Source organism: Halobacterium sp. CBA1126 (assembly GCF_009741975.1).
Classification (GTDB): Archaea; Halobacteriota; Halobacteria; order Halobacteriales; family Halobacteriaceae; genus Halobacterium.
The window spans coordinates 48,267-67,426 of sequence record NZ_WPCF01000001.1 but is presented as its reverse complement, the minus strand read 5'-3'; the positions used below and the strand labels follow the sequence as shown (position 1 = coordinate 67,426).

Below are 19,160 nucleotides of genomic sequence, written 5' to 3'. Positions count from 1 at the left end.
CGCCCGCCGTCTCGATGCCCATCTCGCGGAGTTCCCGCGCGCGAACCGGGCCGATGCCGTGGACGTCCGCGACGTCGATGGGCGCGAGGAACTCCCGTACTTCGCCGGGTTCGACCACCACGAGGCCGTCGGGCTTGTCGTGGTCGCTGGCGAGCTTCGCCGTGCTCATGTCGGGCGCGACGCCGACGCTCGCCGGCACGCCCACTTCGCGGGCGATGCGCTGTTTCACGTGGCGCGCGAACCCCTCCGCGACGTCCCACGCGGTGCGGTCGGTGATATCGAGGTACGCCTCGTCGATGCTCACCTCCCGCACCGTGTCCCCGAGCTCGTACAGAATCTCCTTGACGTCGCTGCCGACGTCCTGATAGAAGTCGAGGTCCACGGGCCGGTAGAAGCCCGCGTCCGGGTTGTCGGGCTCGTCGGCCTTCCGCGGGAGGTTCTCGAGGGCGGCGCCGATTGCCTGCGCGCTCTCGACGCCGTACTCGCGGGCCTCGTAGCTCGCGGTCGCCACCGCGCCGACGGTCTCCCCGGGCTCGTACCCCATGCCGACGACGACGGGTTCGCCGCGGAGTTCGGGTTCGCGGCGGCGCTCGCAGGAGGCGTAGAAGCAGTCCATGTCGACGTGCAAGACGATGCGCTCCGCGCGGTCGGGCGCACCGGGGAGTCGCTCGCCGTCGACCATCACTCGGTGGTCAGGGGCCGACGAGCAAAAAACGGCCGGTCAGGGCTCGGGGACGACTTCGACGTCGGTCTCGTGTTCGCGGGCGTCCTCGAGGGCGTGCTTGGCGCCCATGCCGGCGTCGTGGGGGGAGACGCCGTGGCCGACGCCGACGCGGAGGTCGACGCCCGCGGTGTCGTGGACGTACTCGATGGCCGCCTCGTAGTCCGCCGAGGAGAGGTCCGGGCAGACGGCGATGATGTTGTCGCCGCCGACGAAAAAGGAGAGGGAGTCGTGGGCGTCGTGCATGTGCCGCATGAGGGCGGCGTACCCCTGCTCGATGTGGACGAACGACGAGTACGCGTCGAGCTCGTCGGTGTACGTGCCGGTGGCGTCGACGACGTCGAAGTGCGCGATCTGGACGTCGTCGTCGGTGCGGGCGGCGTCGTCGACGGGCTGGCCGAGCAGCGCCTCGCGGCGGTCGGCGTCCTGGGCGCTGCCCTGCGCCTGGAGCGCGGCGGTGGCCTCGACGAGCGCGTCCGCGGGCGAGGTGCCGGTGCCGATGGAGAGGCTGACGGTGACGGGGTAGCGGTTCCGGATGGACTCCTGGATCCGGGCGTGGTCCTCGAGGTCGAGCCCGTTGCTCACCGCGATCATGTTGTCGAAGCGCGTGAAGAAGACGTAGCCGTCCCGCATGCCGAACGCCTGCGAGAGGTCGGCGTACAGCCGGGACTGCATCGTCTGGAGGTCGACCTCGCGGCGCGGCGACGGCGTCACGGTCCACGGGCCGTAGTTGTCGAGTTGGACGAGAGTGACCTGCGTGTTCGTCACGGTTACCGGAGTTCCGCCCCACGCAGGTATATCGGTTGTGGATTGCGTTCCAGATTTGCGGTGCGTTCGTGGCGGCGAAAACCGATATTCAATCTGTCGATTCCGTTGTGCTCTTTACGAACCGCGCCCACAGTACCGAGTGGAATCGAGGTGATAGCCATGGCACTGCCCGCGACTGACGCCAGTTCGTGGATGCAGCGCCTCGACCTCCCGTCCCGCCTCTTCGGCGAGGGCGGCTTCGGTGGCACCGACTACGAACTGTACGAGGAGGACGACGAGTTCGTCCTCTCCATCGACGTGCCCGGCTTCGACACCGACGACATCGAGGTCGCGTGGGACGACGGCGTCCTCAACGTCGCCGCCGAGCACGTCGACGAGAACCGCGGCCGGAAGAAGACCTACCACCGGCGCTTCCGGTTCCCGAAGGAGGTCGACCACGAGGAGATCACCGCCTCGTACAACAACGGCGTCCTCGAAGTCCGGCTCCCCATCTACGAGGACGCCACCACGCGCGGCCACACCATCCCCATCGAGGGGTGACGGTCCCCCTCGCCGGGTGACGGCCGCCGCGTGACCGCCCCGCCCGCTGCTTTCTCGCGTTCGTGCGTGTTCCGGCCGACCGTGGGTTCGGCCGCCGACGTGTTCGTGCTGCTGCGCGAACCCCCACCTTCTAATCGCGGGGGTGCGTCCGTCTTCGACGAGCACGGGCCGTGCGCCGATGCGGCCGCCCACTACCGATGACCGACGCGACGACACTCGACACCGACTTCTACGCCGTCGACGCGGACGCGTCCACGGCGGAGTTCCTCGCGGTCGCGAAGGTGTACGCCCGCGACGTCGCCGAGAGCTACGACCTCTCCGTGGACGTGAGCGCGCTCGACTGGGAGGTCAGCAAGCGCGCGAAGCGCCGCGCCGGCGCCGTGAAGTACCGCGGCGACGACCCCGAGACCGTCTCGCTGACGTGGGAGTACTTCCAGGAACACGGCTGGGGCGCCACCGCCGACGTCGTGCGGCACGAACTGATTCACGTCCACCTCATCAACGAAGCCGGGGACGCCAGCCACGGCGACGCCTTCCGCGAGCTCGCGGCGGACCTCCAGACGTCGGTCGCCTGCGAGCGCTTCGCCGACCCGAACTGGTGGGTCGTCTGCGAGGACTGCGGCAGCGAACTGCCGCGCTACCGGAAGTCAAAGCTCGTGAAGAACCCCGACCAGTACCGGTGTGGCGGCTGCGGCGGGCGGCTTTCCTCGCACAGCGCCACTGGACCCGGCGACTGAGACGATCTACTCCTCGTCGTCCCGCGGTGGGCGCCGCGAGAGCCTGTCGAAGCGCGACTGGGCGTCCTCCGCGCGCTCCTCGGTCGCCGTCGGCTCGTAGTCCATCGCTTCGACGTCGCCGTCGACGAGTTCGACCGTGAGAACCGCGTCGACGTGTCGGGCCGCCTCGGGGAGGCGCTCGCGGTCGAGCACGCGCTCTGCGACGCTCTCGCCGTCCGCCTCCAGCAGGAGGACCGCGAGGTCGCCCTCGAAGCGGTCCACGACCGCGGTGTAGGTGCCGTCGGCAGTCATTCGTAGGTCGCCTCCACGACCGTGGTGCCGGTGTCCGTCTCCACGACGATAGTGTCTCCGGCGTTGTTCCAGACCGCGCTCCCCGCGCCCCAGTAGAGGTCCGTCGCAGAGTCCGTACCGCTGCCCGTGTGGAGCGTCACTTCCTCGCCGGGGCCGAGCGTGAACCCGCTCGGGAACGCGTACGTGTGGCCGGCCTCGTCGCTGACCGTCCACCCGCCGAGCGCGAGCGCCTCGCCGCCGGTGTTCTCGAAGACGACGTACTCGTCGTTCAGGTTCTCGTTGTCGTTGCCCGCCGCGTCCTCGTGAACGGCTGCGACGGACAGCGCGCCGGCCCCGCTCGTGGCTTCGGGCGAGGTCGTCGGCTCTGTAGTGGGCTCGGTCGTCGTCCCGCCGTCCGGGACCGTGGCCGTTTCGCTGACGGGCACGACGGTGCGGACTTCCACGTCGGCGCTCGTCCCCGGTTCGACCGGGTCGGCGTCGCGGAGGTCCAGCGGCGCCGTCGGCGCGGCGCGCTGGGTCGCGACCGTCACCGCGGTGCCGTTGCTCGTCACGACAACGTTCCCGTGGGTCGCCGTCCAGTACGTCCGAACCGAGCGTTCGGCGAATCGCCCGAGGACGGCCTCGTGCGGGTGGCCGTACTGGGAGTCGTACGCGCTCGAAATCACGGCGACCCTCGGCGTCACGACGTCGAGGAACGCGCTCGTGGAACTCGACGCGCTGCCGTGGTGGCCCGCGCTCAACACCGTGGCGTTCACGCCGGCGCCGTACTCCTCGACGAGGTACTGCTCGCCCGCTTCCTCGACGTCGCCCGGCAGCAGGAACGTCGACTCCCCGAACGCGACCCGGAGGACGACGCTGTTCTCGTTGCGGTCCCCGCCCGCGAGCCGGTCCGCGGGCGGCCCGAGCACGTCCACGTCGACGGCGTCGCCGCCCAGCGGAATCTCGTCGCCGGCGCGCGTCTGGAACAGCGCCACGTCGTGACCCTCGACGGCGTCGAGGTACTCTCGGTATGTCTGCGAGGTGGACGCCACCCCGGGGTCGTACACCGCGCCGACGCCCGCGGCCGCCGTCTCGAAGTAGTCGATGACGGCCTCGTGGCCGCCGATGTGGTCGGCGTCCGCGTGCGACGTCACGAGGTAGTCCACGCGCTCGATGTTCTGTTCCTGAAGGTAGTCGAGGACCACCTCGCCGTCGTCCGACCAGTCCCCGGTGTCCACGAGCATCGTCTCGTCGTTGGGCCCGACGACGAGCGCGCTCGACCCCTGCCCGACGTTGATGAAATGCACCGAGAGCGTGCCGTTCGGGGTCGCGACCTGAGTCGTGGGGGATTCGGTGGTCCGCGGTGCGTTCGTCGTTTCGGGTGCTTCGGTGGTCGCCGGCGCGTCGGTGACGGCGCCGCTACACCCGGCCAGCAGGACGAGGGCCGCGACCGCGAGAACGCCGAGCGCGCGCCGCCGAGTCATGGTGGTCTCGACGGGGCGCAGGCAGATGGTCTTAGTGGCTCATTCGGGGGTGGCGACTACGATGAGCCGTGATTCCGGCGCCAGTTTCAACTGTCAACAGTGTCAACGAGGTAGTATGGGGACGAAACAAGTCCGGGTGAGTGAACGGCTGTACGCCCGCGTCGAAGACGAAAAACGCGAGGGGGAATCGTTCAGTGACGCGCTCGAGCGGATGGTCGGCGAGTACGGCCTACGTGACTTCGCGGAAGACGTCGCGGAAGCCAGCGACGCGTGGGACACTGAATCCCTCGAGGCTGCATTCGAGGCCGACGATGCAGCGAACCGCGAGGCGCTTGACGAGGAACTCCCGTGATTCTGGACACGCAGTTCCTCGGGAGCCTCGTCGAACAGAAACCGGCGGCCTTGCAGAAAGCAGGAGAACTGGATGCAGCCGGTGTTCCGACTCGGGTCCCGTCGATGGTCACGTGGGAAGTGTACTACGGCGTCTCGAAGGCGCCAGACGCGAAGCGCCGAACCCTCGAGACCGGGTACGAGAAACTCTTCGAATCGTTCCCCGTCGTCGAGTTCGACGACACTCTCGCCCGCCGAGCCGGTCGGCTCCGCGGCGAACACGCACACTCCGATTCGCTCGCCGATCTCGACGGCGCCGACTCGGCAGTCGCAGCGACCGCGCTCAAGTTCGACGAACCAGTCGTGAGCAACGACGCAGACTTCGAGGACGTCGACGGGCTAACTGTCGAGACGTACTGACTTCGCCAGTCGCTGCGACGGACTACGGTAGTGCGACAGTGAGCATGGGTCAGGAGTTGTGAACTACGCCCGCACGTGCTCGCTGTCGCTGCGCTCGTGCGGTCTCGTTCGAATCCCCGACTGCCATACAACGCGTTCGGCGCGAGAGCCCTCTGTGGCTCTCGCGGTTTCAGTCGTTGAAGAAGTGGGGCCGGAGGGATTTGAACCCCCGATCGACTGATATCTCCGGTGCGCCTCGGAACTCCAGAGGGTCGTCGTCGCGGACCGATGATCAGTCGGCCGCTCGGTATACCAGTCTGGAATTTCGTCCCGGGCGCGTGGCCTCTGGAGTCAGTCGCCATTCCTGGCTTGGCCACAGCCCCTCGCGTTCTGGCGTACGACGATTTGGCCTAAGTGCGTTTCGATTCGACGGCTCGCTCCACCACCGACAAGAGCCCGCCGGCCGTATCGCAGACCGTGATTGCACGCGTGTGGCGCGGGTGGACCGAGCCCGCGGACGCCAACGAGTACGAAGCGTTCGTGACCGAGACGGTGTTCCCGGACGCGAAAGCCGAAATCGACGACCTCCAGAGTTTCGAGGTGCTGCGCCGCGAGGCCGGCGACGAGGTGGAGTTCGTGACCATCGCGCGGTTCGCGTCGTGGGACGCAATCGAGGCGTTCGCGGGCGCGGACTACGAGACCGCCCACGTCCCCGAGCGCGCCGAGCGGCTGCTCGCGCGGTACGAGGAGACGGTCGCGCACTACGAGGTTCGCGCGTAGCGATTGTTCTTTCCGGGGCGAGCGCGAACCCGGCGGTATGGCTGAGTACCCAATCGTCGTCCGGGAGATCGGCGGGAAGATGCGCCTCGGCGTCGAGGAGGCGGACGCGCTGGACGCGGACCTCCGCGAGGTCGTCACGGAGGGCTACGAGCGCGTCGACGTCCAGGACTGCGGTGACGGCGACGTGGTCGGCCACGTGGTCGCGAGCGGCGACGAGATCGAGGACGTGCGCTGGCAGCGCTAGTCCTCGCGGGCGCTCCACTCGCAGTCCTGGCACTTGTAGCCGGTGACGAACTCGGTGACGGAGGGCATGTAGCCGACGGAGACGACGTCGCCGCCGCACTCCGGGCAGTCGCGGTCGGCGTCCTCGATGGGTTCGGCGTCCATCACGGACTCGCCTTCGATTAGCTCCGCGAGTTTCTTCGGGGTGACCATGCGGCCTTCGACGACGCGGTTCTCGGGCATACCGGCGGGACGGCCGCGGGCGAGTAAAGAGTTCTCCTCCCGGTCAGAGCCACGGCGCGCGCTCTTCGGCGCCGTCCTCGCCGGGGTAGCCGTAGGCGGCTTCGTCGTCGGGGTCGCTGCCGCCGTCCGGGGTGGCGGGCTGGGCGGCGCCGTCGGGGCCGTCGTCGGCGGCCGGCGGGACGTCCGGCGTGTCGACGTCGGCCTCGTCGGGGTCGAACGCGAGCAGGCCGGCGACGGCGAAGACGACCAGCGGCGCCTGCGAGGGCACGAGGCCGAACACGGAGAGCGCGAGCGTGCCGAGCGCGACGGCGCTCCCGAACCGGAAGCGGTCGATGTCGACGACGCGGCGGAGGTACGGCTGGAGCGCGACGATGGCGAGCGAGAAGCCGACGGCGACGCCGCCGGCCGCCGCCGCGCGCAGCATCAGGCCGGGGTCGGCCTTCAGGACGAGTTCGGCGCCCGCGGGCTGGACGCTCGCGACGAACCCGAGCCCGATGATGATGCCGGGCGAGGGGAGGTAGTCGCCGATGGTCGAACTCGCGGTCTTCGCGGCGATGGCGAGGATGACGATGGCGGCGAAGCGCTCGAACGTCGGGATGTCGACGACGGTCGCGATGGTGGGCGCGAGCGCGGCCTCGGCGGCGGCGACGACGATGAGCGGGATGCCGACGACGAGGACGGTCGCGGCCTGCGAGCGCGGGTCCTCGTCCATCTCGGCGAGGATGACCGCGAGCGTCGCGCTGCCGCCGAACACCAGCAGGCCGACCTGGGCGATGCCGACGTACGTGTCGAGTGCGCCCGCGAGCACGAGGGCGGCGAAGATGCCGTCCACGAGCGGGAGCAGCATGACCGTCGCGAGCAGCCGCGTGTCGCCGCCGACGCGCTGCTCGAGGCGGAGGGCGACGGGGTGGCGTGAGCTGCTCATGTACTACCGGCCTGACCTGGACGACCTGTAGTCGGCTCGGCGATGCGGGGACGCGCGCGGCGTCGGGGCCGCGGGGGCCGTCGTTCCGAGCCAGAATGTGTCCATCAGTTTGCCGAAAAATGTGCGTGCGGCGGAGTCGACGGTGTGGTCGCCGGCGGTGCGCACTGCCTCGGGACTGATGGAGTCCATGTGTACAACCATTAGGGTCGTACGCATAAAGATTGCGTGAGAAGCGGCCACACGTGGTGGAGAACCGAAACCCGTCTTTAAGTACCGGGCTACCGACCGACGGCGGACGTGGACAATAGTCGAAAACTCGCCGCAACGAGCGACGGTATTCTGACGTTCGTCGGCACAGCGTCGGCTCGCTGTTCGTTCGTGGAGCCCCAGCCGCGACCGTTACACGGACGTGCTGACACTGGCGTCCCTACGCGAGTCGTTGACGCACGTTCGCCCAATCTCGGAACGTTTTTGCCGGCGGCCCCGCGACGGTTTACATGGCGCACGACCCTTCGACGGACGGCCGATTCTCCGAGAAACTCCGCGTTCCAGAGGCGTTGACCTTCGACGACGTGCTCCTCCGCCCCGCGGAGAGCCGCGTCGAACCCGACGACGCCGACGTCAGCACGCAGGTCTCGACGAACGTCTCGCTGAACACCCCGATCCTCTCCGCGGCGATGGACACCGTCACGGAGTCCGACCTCGCCATCGCGATGGCCCGCGAGGGCGGCCTCGGCGTCCTCCACCGCAACATGGACGTCGAGGAGACCGCCGCCGAGGTCGAGCGCGTCAAGCGCGCCGACGAGCTCGTCATCGACCGCGAGAACGTCGTCACCGCGACGCCCGACCAGACCGTCAGCGAGGTCGACCGCATGATGAGCCACGAGGGCGTCTCCGGCGCGCCCGTCGTCGACGACGACGACCGCGTGCTCGGCATCATCTCCGGCACCGACATCCGCCCGTACCTCGAGGTCGGCGAGTCCGACACGGTCCGCGAGGCGATGACCGACGAGGTCATCACCGCCGCCGAGGACGTCGCCCCGCGCGACGCGCTCGAGCTCATGTACGAGCACAAGATCGAGCGCGTGCCGCTCGTGGACGACGACGACCGCCTCGTCGGCCTCGTCACGATGCAGGGCATCCTCGAGCGCCGCGAGCACGAGGACGCCGCCCGCGACGACGACGGCCACCTCCGCGTCGGCGTCGCCGTCGGCCCCTTCGAGGAGGACCGCGTGACCGCCGCCGACGACGCCGGCGCGGACGTCCTCTTCATCGACTGCGCGCACGCTCACAACGAGAACGTCATCGAGTCCGCGCGCGACATCAAGCGGTCCGTCGACGCGGACGTCGTCGTCGGCAACGTCGGCACCAGCGAGGCCGCCGCGGCCATCGTCGACTTCGCGGACGGCATCAAGGTCGGCATCGGCCCCGGCTCCATCTGCACCACGCGGGTCGTCACGGGCGCCGGCATGCCCCAGATTACGGCGGTCTCCGAGGTCGCGGACGTCGCCCACCCCGAGGACGTTCCCGTCATCGCGGACGGCGGCATCCGGTACTCCGGCGACGCCGCGAAGGCCATCGCCGCGGGCGCCGACGCCGTGATGCTGGGCTCGTACTTCGCGGGCACCGACGAAGCCCCCGGCCGGGTCATCACGATGAACGGGAAGAAGTACAAGCAGTACCGCGGCATGGGTTCGGTCGGCGCGATGCAGTCCGGCGGCGGCGACCGCTACCTCAAGGAGGAGGACGAGGACGAGGAGTTCGTCCCCGAGGGCGTCGAGGCCGCGACGCCGTACAAGGGCCCGCTCGCCCAGGAGCTCCACCAGCTCGTCGGCGGCATCCAGTCCGGCATGGGGTACGTCGGCGCGGAGACCATCCCCGAGTTCAAGGCCGACGCGGAGTTCGTCCGCGTCTCCGCCGCGGGCCAGACCGAGGGCCACCCCCACGACGTGATGATCACGGACGAAGCGCCGAACTACAGCCCGCAGAACGAGTGAGGAAGGCGCACCGACCGCCTACAGTCCTTTGCCGTCGACTTCGCAGCGCGGGCTGCAGTAGCCGTTGTCTGCGGCCTTCGAGTCCTCGAACGCTTTGAACTCGTCGCCACACGCCTCGCATTCGTACGTGTCGAACGCCATGTGCGGGGGATGCGACGGCTCGGAGAAATGCGTTACGGTAGCCGCGGTCAGGCGTCCTCGCCGGTGACGACGACCGGGCGGTCGGCGTTCAGGATGACCGACTGCGTGACGCTGCCGAAGATGGCCTTCCCCGCGGGCGAGCGCTTCCGCCCGCCGAGCACGATGGCGTCGACGTCGTGCTCGTCGGCCTCCGCGATGATGTCGTCGGTGGTGTCGCCGGAGTCGTCCCGGACCTGCACGGCGACGCCCGCGTCCTCGAGGTACTCCTGTGCGCGGCGCACCGACTGGATGCGGCTCGCGGACTTGAACTGCTGGACGTCCTCCGGGAGGTCCTCGCTGTCCCCGGTGAACACGAACAGTACGATGGCTTCGACGTTCTCGGCGGCGTCCGGCAGGCTCGCCACGTAGCGGGCCTGCGAGAGCGCGCGGTCTACGTCGTCGTCGACCGGTACCAGCACTCGGTACATGTTCGCCCCGAGGCCCGACAGGGGCTTAAAACTACGCGGGTTCGTCGGCGCGGTCGTCCAGCGCGCCCAGGAGCTCGAAGCGCGCGCCGCCGCTCTCGGCGTCGGTCGCCCGCACCGTCCAGCCGTGGGCTTCGGCGATCTGCTGGACGATGGCGAGCCCGAACCCCGTGCCGTGTTCGGCGGTCGTGTACCCGGACTCGAACAGCCGGTCGCGGTCGACGGCGCTCAGCCCCGGGCCGTCGTCCTCGACGTAGACGCCGCTGCCGTCGTCGGTCACGCCGACCTCGACGGTGACCGTCGGGCCGGCGTGCTCCACCGCGTTCCGGAAGAAGTTCGCGAACACCTCCTCGATGCGGTCAGGGTCGCCGGTCACCGTCCGGTCGGCCAGCGCCGGCGAGACGCACAGCGCCGCGTCGCCGGTCGTCACGCTGTCCCACGACTCCGCGACCAGTTCCGCCAGGGGGACCGACGACTGCTCGCCGATGACGCTGCCCTGCCGGGCGAGCTGGAGGAGCTCCTCGAGCATCTCGTTCATGCGCTGGAGGGCGCCCTCGACGCGCGCGAACGCCGCCGGGTCGCCCGTTCGCTCGGCCTGGTCGAGCCAGCCGGTCGCGATGCCGAGCGGGTTCCGCATCTCGTGGGCGAGCACGCCCGCGAACTCGTCGAGGCGGTCGACCTGCCGCTGGAGCTCGCGCTCGTGGTGGACGCGCTCGGTGACGTCACGGAGGATGAGCACGCGATGGCCGGGCTCGGTGTCGAGGTCGTTCCCGTTGCACTCGACGTAGCGCCGCTCGCTGGCCGTCTGCACGGCCACGACCTCGCGGTCGTCGTCGCCCGCCGCGAACACTTCCTCGATGGCTTCGGCGTCGAAGGCGTCGAACGCCTCCAGCGGCCGGCCGTGGCAGTCCTCGGCCACGCCCACGAGGTCGCGGAACGCGGCGTTGCTGTCGACGACGCGGCCGTCCGCGTCCAGAACGATTGCGGGGTCGGGGCTGGTCTCGAACAGCGTCCGGAACCGGTCCTCGCTGGCGGCCAGCTCCCGGGAGAGGCCGCGCCGCGACAGCAGCCCGCGGATGCGGGCGTGGAGGACGGCCTTCCGGACCGGCACCGAGACGACGTCGTCGACGGTCGTCCAGACGGGCGCGGCCTCCGGGAGGTCGTCGCTCTCGACGAGCAACAGCACCGGCCGGAACAGCGACGCCTCGCGCTGGCGGTAGTCGGCCACCCAGTCGGCGTGGCGCTCGTAGGCGCCCGCGTCGAGCAACAGGAGGTCCGCGCGCTCCGCGACGTCCTCGAGGGTCACCCCGTCGTTCGCGGGCGCGAGCACGTCGTACTCGCCCTCGAGCCACTCCGAGAGGAGCGCGCGGTTCCGGTCGTGGGAGAGCACCGCGCCGACGCAGAGCGGTTCGTCGCCGGCGTCCGCGTCGCCGCCGGTTCGATGCTCCGACATGCGACTCAGGACTCGCCGTCGCCGCCGTCGACGAACTCCGGCGTGCCGGTCAGCAGCCCGCGCAGGTTCGACAGCGGTTCGCCGACCTCGATGCCGTTCTCCGTGATCTGGAGGCGGCGCAGCGTCCGCTCGAAGTCGCTGGTGCGTTTCTTCAGCACGCCGATGACCTTCCGCAGCTCGCCCCCGAGCTCGACGTGCCGGAGGAAGACGATGTTGTCCGCGAGGTAGCTGATGCCGACCTCCGTCGGCTGGAAGTCGCCGGTCACGTGGCCGACCTCGTCGACGAACACGACGGTGACGCCCATGTTCTTCAGGTAGCGGCCGAGCGCGTGCAGCCGGCGGACGAGCGTGTCGTCGTCGCCGGCGAGCGCGAGCTTGTACCCCTTGATGCCGTCGAGCATCACGATTTCGGTGCCCTTCTGTTCGACCTCCTCGCGGACCATGCTCGCGAACTCCTGTGGCGTCAGGTCCAGCGGGTCCATCTCCTCGATGGCGAGCGTGCCGCGGTCGACCATCTCCCCGACGGGGATGTCGACGGCCTCCGAGCGCGTCAGGAACGTCTCCCGGCTCTCCTCGAAGAGGTAGATGACCGAGCGCTCGCCGCGCTCCGCGGCCGCCTTCATGAACTGCGTGCCGGTCGTCGTCTTCCCCGCGCCGCTCGGCCCGCTGAGCACGGTGACGGTGCCGCGTTCGAGGCCGCCGTGCAGGAGGTCGTCGAGCTCGGGGACGCCCGCGGAGATGGTCTCCGCGGTGAACGGCTGGCTGTGCTTGCCGGGCTGGAGCTCCGGGAACACCCGCACGCCGTCGTCCGTGATGCGGAACGTGTGCTCGCCGCTGCGCGTCGACGACCCGCGGAACTTCGGGACGGACACCATCCGCGCGCCGTGCGTGCGTTCGAGGTCGAGCGTGCCGTCCGCGATGAACTGGACGTCGTCGTCGGGGTTGTTCGGCGTCGCCTGCGACGTGAACAGGATGGTGGCGTCCTGCTCGCCGAGGAACTGCTGGAGCGCCAGCACCTGCTTGCGGAACTGGTAGTCGTCCCCGGAGAGGTACCGGAGCTGCGTGATGGGGTCGATGAAGATGCGCGAGGGGTTCAGGGCCTCGATGCGCTCGACGATGGCCTCGTTGAACGCGCCCGCTTCGACCTCGTCGGCGCCGAAGACGCTGTACGACTGGCTCTCCGTGAACACCTCGCTGTCCGGCGTGAGGCTCAGGAACTCCACGCCGTCGAGGTCGAAGCCGACCGACCGCGCGTTCGCCTTCACGTCCTCGACGGACTCCTCGAGGTTGACGTAGAGGACCGTCTCGCCGTTCTCCACGCCCGCGGTGAGGTAGTGGTAGCCGAAGATGGTCTTCCCCGTCCCCGGTTCGCCGCGCGCGAGGTACGCCCGCCCCGGCACGAACCCGCCGTTCAGCACCGTGTCGAGCCCCTCGATACCGGTGGAGACGCGGTCGTCGATGTCAGTCACGCTGACCACCCCCGTCTCCGTTCGACGCGTCCGCTCCCTCGTCGGCGTCGGCCGCGGCTTCGTCGCTGTAGTCGCCCCGGCCGGCGCTGCGCTCGATGCGGCGGAGCTCCACCTCGAAGTCCGCGTCGTCGAACTCGCTCGTGAGCGCGTCCACCTCCTGCTTCAGGGACTCGATCTCCGTCTGTAGCGCCTCGTACTTCGGGTCTTCCGCGGCGTCGGCGCCGTACTGGGCGTCCAGCGCGGCGCGCTTGGTCACCAGCTGGAAGTACTCCTGGACCGCGGCGTCGTGGCGCTTGCGCGCGAGCAGCGTCTCCACGACGCCGTGGAGGTCCTCGTTGGTCACGGGCTTCGTGAGGTAGGCGTCGAAGCCCATCTCGACGATGTCGAAGTCCGGGTCGACCGCGGTCACCATCGCCACGCGGCAGTCGAGGTCGCGCTCGCGGATCTCCGTGAGCACGGCGTCCCCGGAGAGGTCCGGCATGCGGCGGTCGAGCAACACCACGTCGACGGACTCGTCGAGGGCGTCGAGGGCGGCCTGCCCGCTGTAGGCGGTCTCGACGCTGTACTCGTCGGACAGCCACGCGGTGAACAAGTCGGCGAGGTCCCGTTCGTCGTCGACGACCAGGACTGCCGGGGAGTTTTCTCGGTCCATCTGCGACACTCTGTTCTGGACTGGCAAACGGGGACCCGACATTAAGGCGTTTCGACAGGTGTACAGTAGAACGACAGCTTCTGCAGATTCCTGTCCGCTGTGGGTCGCGGAATTAACGAACGTCCGGTACTTTTTCTATTTTTGTGAGGATTTCAGTGAACTCGGAGCGCGAGGAACGCGGCCGAACGCGTCTCGGCGACATCGCCTCAACGCGGCGCGTGACGGGACGAGTCGACCGAAACGGGCGTTCGGCGCGGCCCGCGGTAGATCTCGCGCCGACACGCCTCAGTCGCCGCCGCGGACGACGACGCTCACGCGGTCGACGAACAGGTCCGCGACGTCCTCGAAGTGCGCGGAGCTGTACGCCGCGACCAGGACCGCGCCGACCGTGTTGAACACCAGGTCGTTGACGATGTCCGCGGTCCCGTACTGCGCGAGCACCGCCTCGCCGCCGACGACCGACGCCAGCCCGCCGCTCGCGAACTCGAGAATCTCCCAGCCGACGCCGACGGCCAGCACGAACAACACCACGAACGTCGCGCGGAAGCCGCGGTTGAACGACACCGCGCGGGCGTGCAACTCGACCGCGCGAGCGACCGCGTAGCCGACGCCCGCGACGAGCGAGGCGGACAGCGCGTGCGTGACGCTGTCGAACCACCCGAACCACTGGTAGAGCCCGACGGCGCCCGCCGCGTGCAGCGTCGACGCCAGCGTCACCCACACCACCAGCCCCGTGTCCATCGTGTAGTCGTACTGGTGGCGGAGCGCCGCCGGCAGCAGCGTGATGGCCAGCGGCACCCCCGAGTTCACGAGCAGCGTCCAGTTCCCGCGGACCACCGCGGCCGCCGCGATAACCGCGAGCACCGCCTGCATCCCGCGAACGGCCGTCCGGTGGTGGTGCTCGCCCGGCAGCTCGCCGGATTCGGCCGTCCGCGACGCGTCGTCCCGGTCCGCCCGCCGCAGCCGCTGGACGCGCTCGGAGTACTCGAAGTACACCTCGAAGATGATACCTGCGAGCACGCCCGCGGCCGTCGCCGCCACCAGGTCCCACATCAGCTCCACGCGCCCCACGAGGAACGACGTCCCCAGGAGGGAGTCGGCCGCGAATACCCCGACCGCCCACACGCCGGCGAGCGCCATCGTCACCACCACGACGAACACCGCGGCGAACCGCGGCGTCATCGCCAGCGACGTGTATGCGTCCAGGACCACCGCGACCAACAGCGCGACCCCCGCCACCGCGAAGAACGGCGTCACCGTCGGGAACGCGTCGAACGCCCGCACGAGCACCGGCAGCGTGACGAGCGCGAGCAGCTCGCTCGGGAACGTCACCGCCGGGTCGCGTTCGGCCACCGGCACGACGACCATCACGCCCACGAGCAGCACCGCGAACGCGGTCCAGTCCGGCTCGCTCAGCTGGTAGAGCCGGCCGGCGGCCAGACAGAGCGCCAGCGTGACGCCCCACGCTCCCAGTGCGTCGACTCGCTCTCGCGCCAGCAGCGAGCGCAGCGAGGCCATTACGGGTCCGTTCCACGCAGGGACAAAAACGCGTTTCGGCTCCCTCGAGTGGTTGGCGGTCCCACCGACGAACGAGTGGCCGCTTCACACGCGCGTTCCTCGACGAAGCGGGCCGGGCGCGATTGTGAACCGGGGCCAGACGTTCCTGCTCGCTTCGCTGCGCGGGCTGCGACTGGCAGGGTTCAAATCGCTCGCCGCTTTACGTCCGACTACACGCAGAGCGACACACCCGTCGCTCTGCGGTGTAGGTCACTGAAAAGCGGGCCGGGCGCGATTTGAGACACGCGACCGCGCTCGCTTCGCTCGCGTGAAGTAGTCCCCTCCATCTTCGGGTCGTGCCAACTATGAACGACCGCTCCCTCGAACCTATCGAACCAGAAGACGCGTTCGATTGGTACCTTGACGAGAAGGACGCAGAGTACAGTGAGAACACGCTCAACGCTCACCGAATCAGGCTTCAACACTTCATCCGCTGGTGTGACGAAGTTGGATTAGACAATCTGAACGACCTCGACGGCAGGAAGGTCCACCGATACAAGACGTGGCGGACGAAGGAGGGCGACCTAAACCGAGTGAGCCAACGGACTCAGATGTCCACGCTCCGTGTCTTCATTCGGTTTTGCGAGAAGATTGACGCGGTTCCGGAAGGACTCCACGAGAAGGTCTTGGTTCCCTCCATTAGCAAGAAGGAGAAGGCTCGTCGCAAGGATGTCGATACTGACGAGATATTGGCGGCGCTCCACTACCTTCGGAAGTACGAGTACGCGAGCAACCGCCACACCGCGCTCGAATTGATGTGGCACACAGCGATGCGACTCGGCGAGATTCACGGACTCGACGTGGAGGACTACTACCCTCAGAAGAGCTACATCAAGGTCAAACACCGGGAATCGTCCGGAACGCCGCTGAAAAACAAACACAGCGGCGAACGAGCAGTAAACCTCTCTGAGGGAATGGGTCGCCTGTTAGACGATTACCTCGCCGACAACCGAATCGACGCAACGGATGACAACGACCGACGGCCCCTGATTTCGACCAACTATGGCCGGGTCTCTCGAACCGCGATTCGCAACTGGGTGTACCAGATGACTCGCCCCTGCGAATATGGGGAACCCTGTCCTGACGACCGTGACCCCGATGAGTGTGAGTACGCGGGAAGCTCGCCCGCCGCCGGCTGCCCGTTCAACTACTTCCCTCACGCGATTCGGAGTGCATCAATTACCTACCATCGAAACAACGGTTGGCCGGTTGAGCATCTCAGTGACCGCGTGAATGCCTCGCCAGAAATCATCAAGTCACACTACGACGAGCCGGAGGATGCTGACGCGCTGGCTCGTCGGGAGGAATTTATGAAAGACCTGTAGCACTCCCTGTCTGTGGGAGTCCATCAGGAGGCTCCTGAAGAGACGATAACGGTAGAGGAGAATCACCCACGTCGATTTTTCTAATCTGGGACACCGATAAGGCCGGCGACGGAGATAGTAGAAGCCGCTAATTCTTTGGTTCAAGCGTTGATAGATGTAGGTAATGACTCAAACTGACCTGCCACCCGACCGCGTAGAGAAGAAATTCGAGATGTGGGAGGAAACGTATTCTGTTGACAACCTCGCGGAAATGACGGTAGATAATATTGAATCCGCAGAGCTTCAGTTTCTTAATGAAGTTCGTAGACTGAAAACGGAATATCGCCCCGGTAGACTCGTCACTCCCGAGATGGCGAAAATACACGGTAAAGAGCCTCTTACACAAGCTGAATTCCGAGAAGTCCGCCGCCTCATAGGAGATAAATCTGACCAGATACAGATGAACTTCACACGAGCGAAAGGGCGGCGAAAGCGAGAGCGTGAACAGCGGAAAGCCGATTATAAGGCAGATGTGGCTGGTCGTGTAGCGGACGCCATCACTAACGTTAGTATCTCCTTTGAGCTGCCGAAGCTCAAATAGAGCGTTAGAGACGCAGGCGAGCAATTTAGTTCTGAATCGGTGTGCTGAGAAGACATTTCGTCCTCAAGACACACCTCGATAAGGCCGGCGAGCGGCGAACACTGCCGGCCAATACCTCACTCAGTAGCATCTGGTAGTACTTCTCTGAAGACGTTCAGCACCTGCCGGTTGAGAACTGGTGTGGAACCGTTCCATAGTATGGTCGTCGTCATTCCGGCATCGAAACGGACTCGGCTACGGTAAACCCCGATAAGGCGGCCCGTCCCGCATCCGTGGGTGTTCAAATCAGGCACTAATCTCCAACCGGATACTTGAGTATCAGCGCTTCTGCTTGCCAATATTATGCGGTATAGAATTCAGCGGGCCGGGCGCGATTTGAACACGCGACCGACGGATTAAGAGTCCGTCGCTCTGCCAAACTGAGCTACCGGCCCAACGCATTCCACCGTTCGACGCTGCGACTCAAATACGTTCTGATTCGGGACGGCAGTCACTCGACGGCAGCCGAATTCCCGGGCCGCGGGGGACCGACCGCGCCGAGCGAAAACGGCCGCGTTCGCCACTCGGCGCCGGAATTGTGGGGCGGCCGGCGACAGGTCGGGAAGGTTAAGTGACGGCCTCCGCTATCCGTGGACATCATGAGCAGCCGGGCAACCATCTCCTCGATGTCGACGTACGCGATTCTGGGCTGCGGGAGCGTCGGCCACGCCGTCGCCGAGGAGCTGGTCGAGCGAGGGAAGGACGTCCTCATCGTTGACCGCGACGAGGCCCGCGTGGAGGCGCTGCGCGACCAGGACCTGAACGCGCAGGTCGCGGACATCCGCGACGAGGAGGTGGCGGGGCTGGTCGCCGACCGCGACGTCGTCCTCATCATGGCCTCGGACGTGGAGGCCAACGAGGCCGCGGTGGCGAACGTCCGCGAGCGCAACGACGAGCAGTTCGTCGTCGTGCGCGCCAGCGACCCCGTGACCAGCGACGAGCTCACGGAGCTCGGCGCGGACGTCGTCATCAACCCGTCGTCGGTCATCGCGGACGCGGCGCTGCGCGCGCTGGAGTCCGGCGAACTGGAGTACAAGGCCCGCCAGCTCGCGGACGTCATCGAGGGGACGGATGGCCGGCTGGCCATCGTCACGCACGACAACCCCGACCCGGACTCCATCGCGGCGGCCGCCGCGCTGAACGCCATCGCGGACCACCTCGGCGTGGAGGCGGACATCCTCTACTTCGGGGACATCGGCCACCAGGAGAACCGCGCGTTCGTGAACCTCCTGGACATCGAGCTGACGCCGTACGAGGACGTCGACATCGACGACTACGACACGGTCGCGCTGGTCGACCCGGCGAAGGCCGGCGAGGTGTCCATCGACCGCGAGGTCGACATCTTCCTCGACCACTACGAGGTCGACGAGGAGTTCGACGCGGAGTTCGCAGACGTCCGGCCGAACGTCTCCGCGACCTCCACCATCCTCACGAAGTACATCCAGGAGTTCGACCTCTCCGTGAGCCAGGAGGTCGCGACCGCGCTGTTGTACGGGATCCGCGCGGAGACGCTGGACTTCCGCCGGGACACGACGCCCGCGGACCTCACCGCGGCGGCGTACCTCTACCCGTTCGCGGACCACGACACCCTCGAGCAGGTGGAGTCGCCGAACATGAGCCCGGAGACGCTGGACGTGCTCGCGGAGGCCATCGCGAACCGCGAGGTGCAGGGGAGCCACCTCGTCTCGAACGCGGGGTTCATCAGCGACCGGGACGCGCTCTCGCAGGCGGCGTCCCAGCTGTTGAACCTCGAGGGCATCACGACCACGGCGGTGTTCGGCATCGTCGAGGACACCATCTACCTCGCGGCGCGCTCGAAGGACATCCGGCTGAACATCGGGCGCGTGCTCAGCGACGCCTTCGAGAACATCGGGGAGGCCGCCGGCCACTCCACGCAGGCCTCCGCGGAGATCCCGCTCGGCATCTTCACGGGCATCGAGGCCACGGAGGAGAACCGCGAGACGCTGCTGTCGCTGACCGAGGAGGCGGTCACGCAGAAGCTCTTCGACGCGATGGGCGTCGAGTCCGAGAGCTCCGGGAGCTCGAACGGGAACTGAGTTCTCC

General features: G+C 67.8%; 22 protein-coding genes and 2 tRNA genes. 10 read left to right on the top strand and 14 right to left on the bottom strand.

What is annotated here, in order from left to right; genetic code table 11:
* On the bottom strand, positions 1 to 682 hold a 682-nt coding region (locus tag GJ634_RS00375; RefSeq protein WP_197425336.1), incomplete at its 3' end, for a DNA polymerase IV.
* 39 nt (positions 683 to 721) lie between these two features.
* On the bottom strand, positions 722 to 1,489 hold the full coding sequence (locus tag GJ634_RS00370; RefSeq protein WP_331713914.1) for a GTP cyclohydrolase III: 768 nt from the start codon (positions 1,487 to 1,489) through the stop codon (positions 722 to 724).
* A gap of 159 nt (positions 1,490 to 1,648) precedes the next feature.
* On the opposite strand from GJ634_RS00370, the gene GJ634_RS00365 reads away from it, so the two are divergent.
* Together GJ634_RS00365 and GJ634_RS00360 are read left to right on the top strand one after the other, a co-directional pair.
* Positions 1,649 to 2,029 carry an Hsp20/alpha crystallin family protein gene (locus GJ634_RS00365; protein ID WP_157499817.1) on the top strand — a complete coding sequence of 127 codons (381 nt, stop codon included), beginning with the start codon at positions 1,649 to 1,651 and terminating at the stop codon, positions 2,027 to 2,029.
* Positions 2,030 to 2,226: 197 nt separating this feature from the next.
* Positions 2,227 to 2,766, top strand: a complete 540-nt coding sequence (locus GJ634_RS00360) for a SprT-like domain-containing protein (RefSeq protein WP_157499815.1) — start codon at positions 2,227 to 2,229, stop codon at positions 2,764 to 2,766.
* 6 nt (positions 2,767 to 2,772) lie between these two features.
* Here the strand turns inward: GJ634_RS00360 and GJ634_RS00355 are convergent, their stop codons facing one another.
* Both GJ634_RS00355 and GJ634_RS00350 read right to left on the bottom strand, forming a co-directional pair.
* Positions 2,773 to 3,057 carry a DUF3006 domain-containing protein gene (locus GJ634_RS00355; RefSeq protein ID WP_157499813.1) on the bottom strand — a complete coding sequence of 95 codons (285 nt, stop codon included), beginning with the start codon at positions 3,055 to 3,057 and terminating at the stop codon, positions 2,773 to 2,775.
* Entirely contained in the window at positions 3,054 to 4,520 is a 1,467-nt protein-coding gene (locus tag GJ634_RS00350) for a lamin tail domain-containing protein (protein ID WP_157499811.1), read from the bottom strand. The genes GJ634_RS00355 and GJ634_RS00350 overlap by 4 nt, the downstream gene beginning before the upstream one ends.
* A 115-nt stretch (positions 4,521 to 4,635) precedes the next feature.
* Between GJ634_RS00350 and GJ634_RS00345 the strand changes: the two genes are divergently transcribed.
* Both GJ634_RS00345 and GJ634_RS00340 read left to right on the top strand, forming a co-directional pair.
* Positions 4,636 to 4,872 carry an antitoxin VapB family protein gene (locus GJ634_RS00345; protein WP_197425335.1) on the top strand — a complete coding sequence of 79 codons (237 nt, stop codon included), beginning with the start codon at positions 4,636 to 4,638 and terminating at the stop codon, positions 4,870 to 4,872.
* Positions 4,869 to 5,270 carry a PIN domain-containing protein gene (locus GJ634_RS00340; RefSeq protein WP_157499807.1) on the top strand — a complete coding sequence of 134 codons (402 nt, stop codon included), beginning with the start codon at positions 4,869 to 4,871 and terminating at the stop codon, positions 5,268 to 5,270. The genes GJ634_RS00345 and GJ634_RS00340 overlap by 4 nt, the downstream gene beginning before the upstream one ends.
* 185 nt (positions 5,271 to 5,455) lie before the next feature.
* Here the strand turns inward: GJ634_RS00340 and GJ634_RS00335 are convergent.
* Positions 5,456 to 5,632, bottom strand: a tRNA-Trp gene (locus GJ634_RS00335).
* A 94-nt stretch (positions 5,633 to 5,726) separates the two neighbouring features.
* Here GJ634_RS00335 and GJ634_RS00330 point away from each other — a divergent pair.
* Positions 5,727 to 6,029, top strand: a complete 303-nt coding sequence (locus tag GJ634_RS00330) for a hypothetical protein (RefSeq protein WP_197425334.1) — start codon at positions 5,727 to 5,729, stop codon at positions 6,027 to 6,029.
* A 37-nt stretch (positions 6,030 to 6,066) separates the two neighbouring features.
* Positions 6,067 to 6,273: a hypothetical protein gene (locus tag GJ634_RS00325; protein WP_157499805.1), complete on the top strand. Its 207-nt coding sequence runs from the start codon at positions 6,067 to 6,069 to the stop codon at positions 6,271 to 6,273.
* On the opposite strand, the gene GJ634_RS00320 is transcribed toward GJ634_RS00325, so the two are convergent.
* Positions 6,270 to 6,494, bottom strand: a complete 225-nt coding sequence (locus tag GJ634_RS00320) for a DUF5795 family protein (protein ID WP_157499803.1) — start codon at positions 6,492 to 6,494, stop codon at positions 6,270 to 6,272. The two genes, GJ634_RS00325 and GJ634_RS00320, sit on opposite strands and share 4 nt — an antisense overlap.
* Before the next feature lie 43 nt (positions 6,495 to 6,537).
* Positions 6,538 to 7,419 (bottom strand): DUF5794 domain-containing protein, encoded by an 882-nt coding sequence (locus tag GJ634_RS00315; protein ID WP_157499801.1) that lies wholly within the window; start codon positions 7,417 to 7,419, stop codon positions 6,538 to 6,540.
* 497 nt (positions 7,420 to 7,916) lie between these two features.
* Here GJ634_RS00315 and guaB point away from each other — a divergent pair, with 497 nt between their 5' ends.
* Positions 7,917 to 9,416 (top strand): IMP dehydrogenase, encoded by a 1,500-nt coding sequence (gene guaB / locus GJ634_RS00310; RefSeq protein ID WP_157499799.1) that lies wholly within the window; start codon positions 7,917 to 7,919, stop codon positions 9,414 to 9,416.
* 18 nt (positions 9,417 to 9,434) lie between these two features.
* Here guaB and GJ634_RS16315 read toward each other — a convergent pair whose 3' ends face one another.
* From GJ634_RS16315 to GJ634_RS00285, 6 genes are all read right to left on the bottom strand, one after another.
* Positions 9,435 to 9,557: a hypothetical protein gene (locus GJ634_RS16315; protein WP_269449498.1), complete on the bottom strand. Its 123-nt coding sequence runs from the start codon at positions 9,555 to 9,557 to the stop codon at positions 9,435 to 9,437.
* A 47-nt stretch (positions 9,558 to 9,604) separates the two neighbouring features.
* Positions 9,605 to 10,024 (bottom strand): universal stress protein, encoded by a 420-nt coding sequence (locus GJ634_RS00305; protein WP_157499797.1) that lies wholly within the window; start codon positions 10,022 to 10,024, stop codon positions 9,605 to 9,607.
* A gap of 31 nt (positions 10,025 to 10,055) precedes the next feature.
* Positions 10,056 to 11,474: an ATP-binding protein gene (locus GJ634_RS00300; RefSeq protein ID WP_157499795.1), complete on the bottom strand. Its 1,419-nt coding sequence runs from the start codon at positions 11,472 to 11,474 to the stop codon at positions 10,056 to 10,058.
* A gap of 5 nt (positions 11,475 to 11,479) precedes the next feature.
* Positions 11,480 to 12,943 carry an ATPase domain-containing protein gene (locus GJ634_RS00295; RefSeq protein ID WP_331713913.1) on the bottom strand — a complete coding sequence of 488 codons (1,464 nt, stop codon included), beginning with the start codon at positions 12,941 to 12,943 and terminating at the stop codon, positions 11,480 to 11,482.
* A complete protein-coding gene (locus GJ634_RS00290) occupies positions 12,936 to 13,595 on the bottom strand; it encodes a response regulator (protein WP_157499793.1) in 660 nt (219 codons plus the stop codon). The genes GJ634_RS00295 and GJ634_RS00290 overlap by 8 nt, the downstream gene beginning before the upstream one ends.
* 285 nt (positions 13,596 to 13,880) lie before the next feature.
* Complete coding sequence (locus tag GJ634_RS00285) at positions 13,881 to 15,113, bottom strand: hypothetical protein (RefSeq protein ID WP_157499791.1); 1,233 nt, start codon at positions 15,111 to 15,113, stop codon at positions 13,881 to 13,883.
* 344 nt (positions 15,114 to 15,457) lie between these two features.
* Here GJ634_RS00285 and GJ634_RS00280 point away from each other — a divergent pair, with 344 nt between their 5' ends.
* Together GJ634_RS00280 and GJ634_RS00275 are read left to right on the top strand one after the other, a co-directional pair.
* Positions 15,458 to 16,477, top strand: coding sequence for a site-specific integrase (locus GJ634_RS00280; RefSeq protein WP_157499789.1), 1,020 nt, complete (start codon positions 15,458 to 15,460; stop codon positions 16,475 to 16,477).
* Positions 16,478 to 16,640: 163 nt separating this feature from the next.
* Entirely contained in the window at positions 16,641 to 17,057 is a 417-nt protein-coding gene (locus tag GJ634_RS00275) for a hypothetical protein (protein ID WP_157499787.1), read from the top strand.
* Between the two features lie 360 nt (positions 17,058 to 17,417).
* On the opposite strand, the gene GJ634_RS00270 is transcribed toward GJ634_RS00275, so the two are convergent.
* Positions 17,418 to 17,491, bottom strand: a tRNA-Lys gene (locus tag GJ634_RS00270).
* Between the two features lie 204 nt (positions 17,492 to 17,695).
* Here GJ634_RS00270 and GJ634_RS00265 point away from each other — a divergent pair.
* On the top strand, positions 17,696 to 19,153 hold the full coding sequence (locus GJ634_RS00265) for a DHH family phosphoesterase (protein WP_157499785.1): 1,458 nt from the start codon (positions 17,696 to 17,698) through the stop codon (positions 19,151 to 19,153).
* Positions 19,154 to 19,160 lie beyond the last annotated feature (7 nt).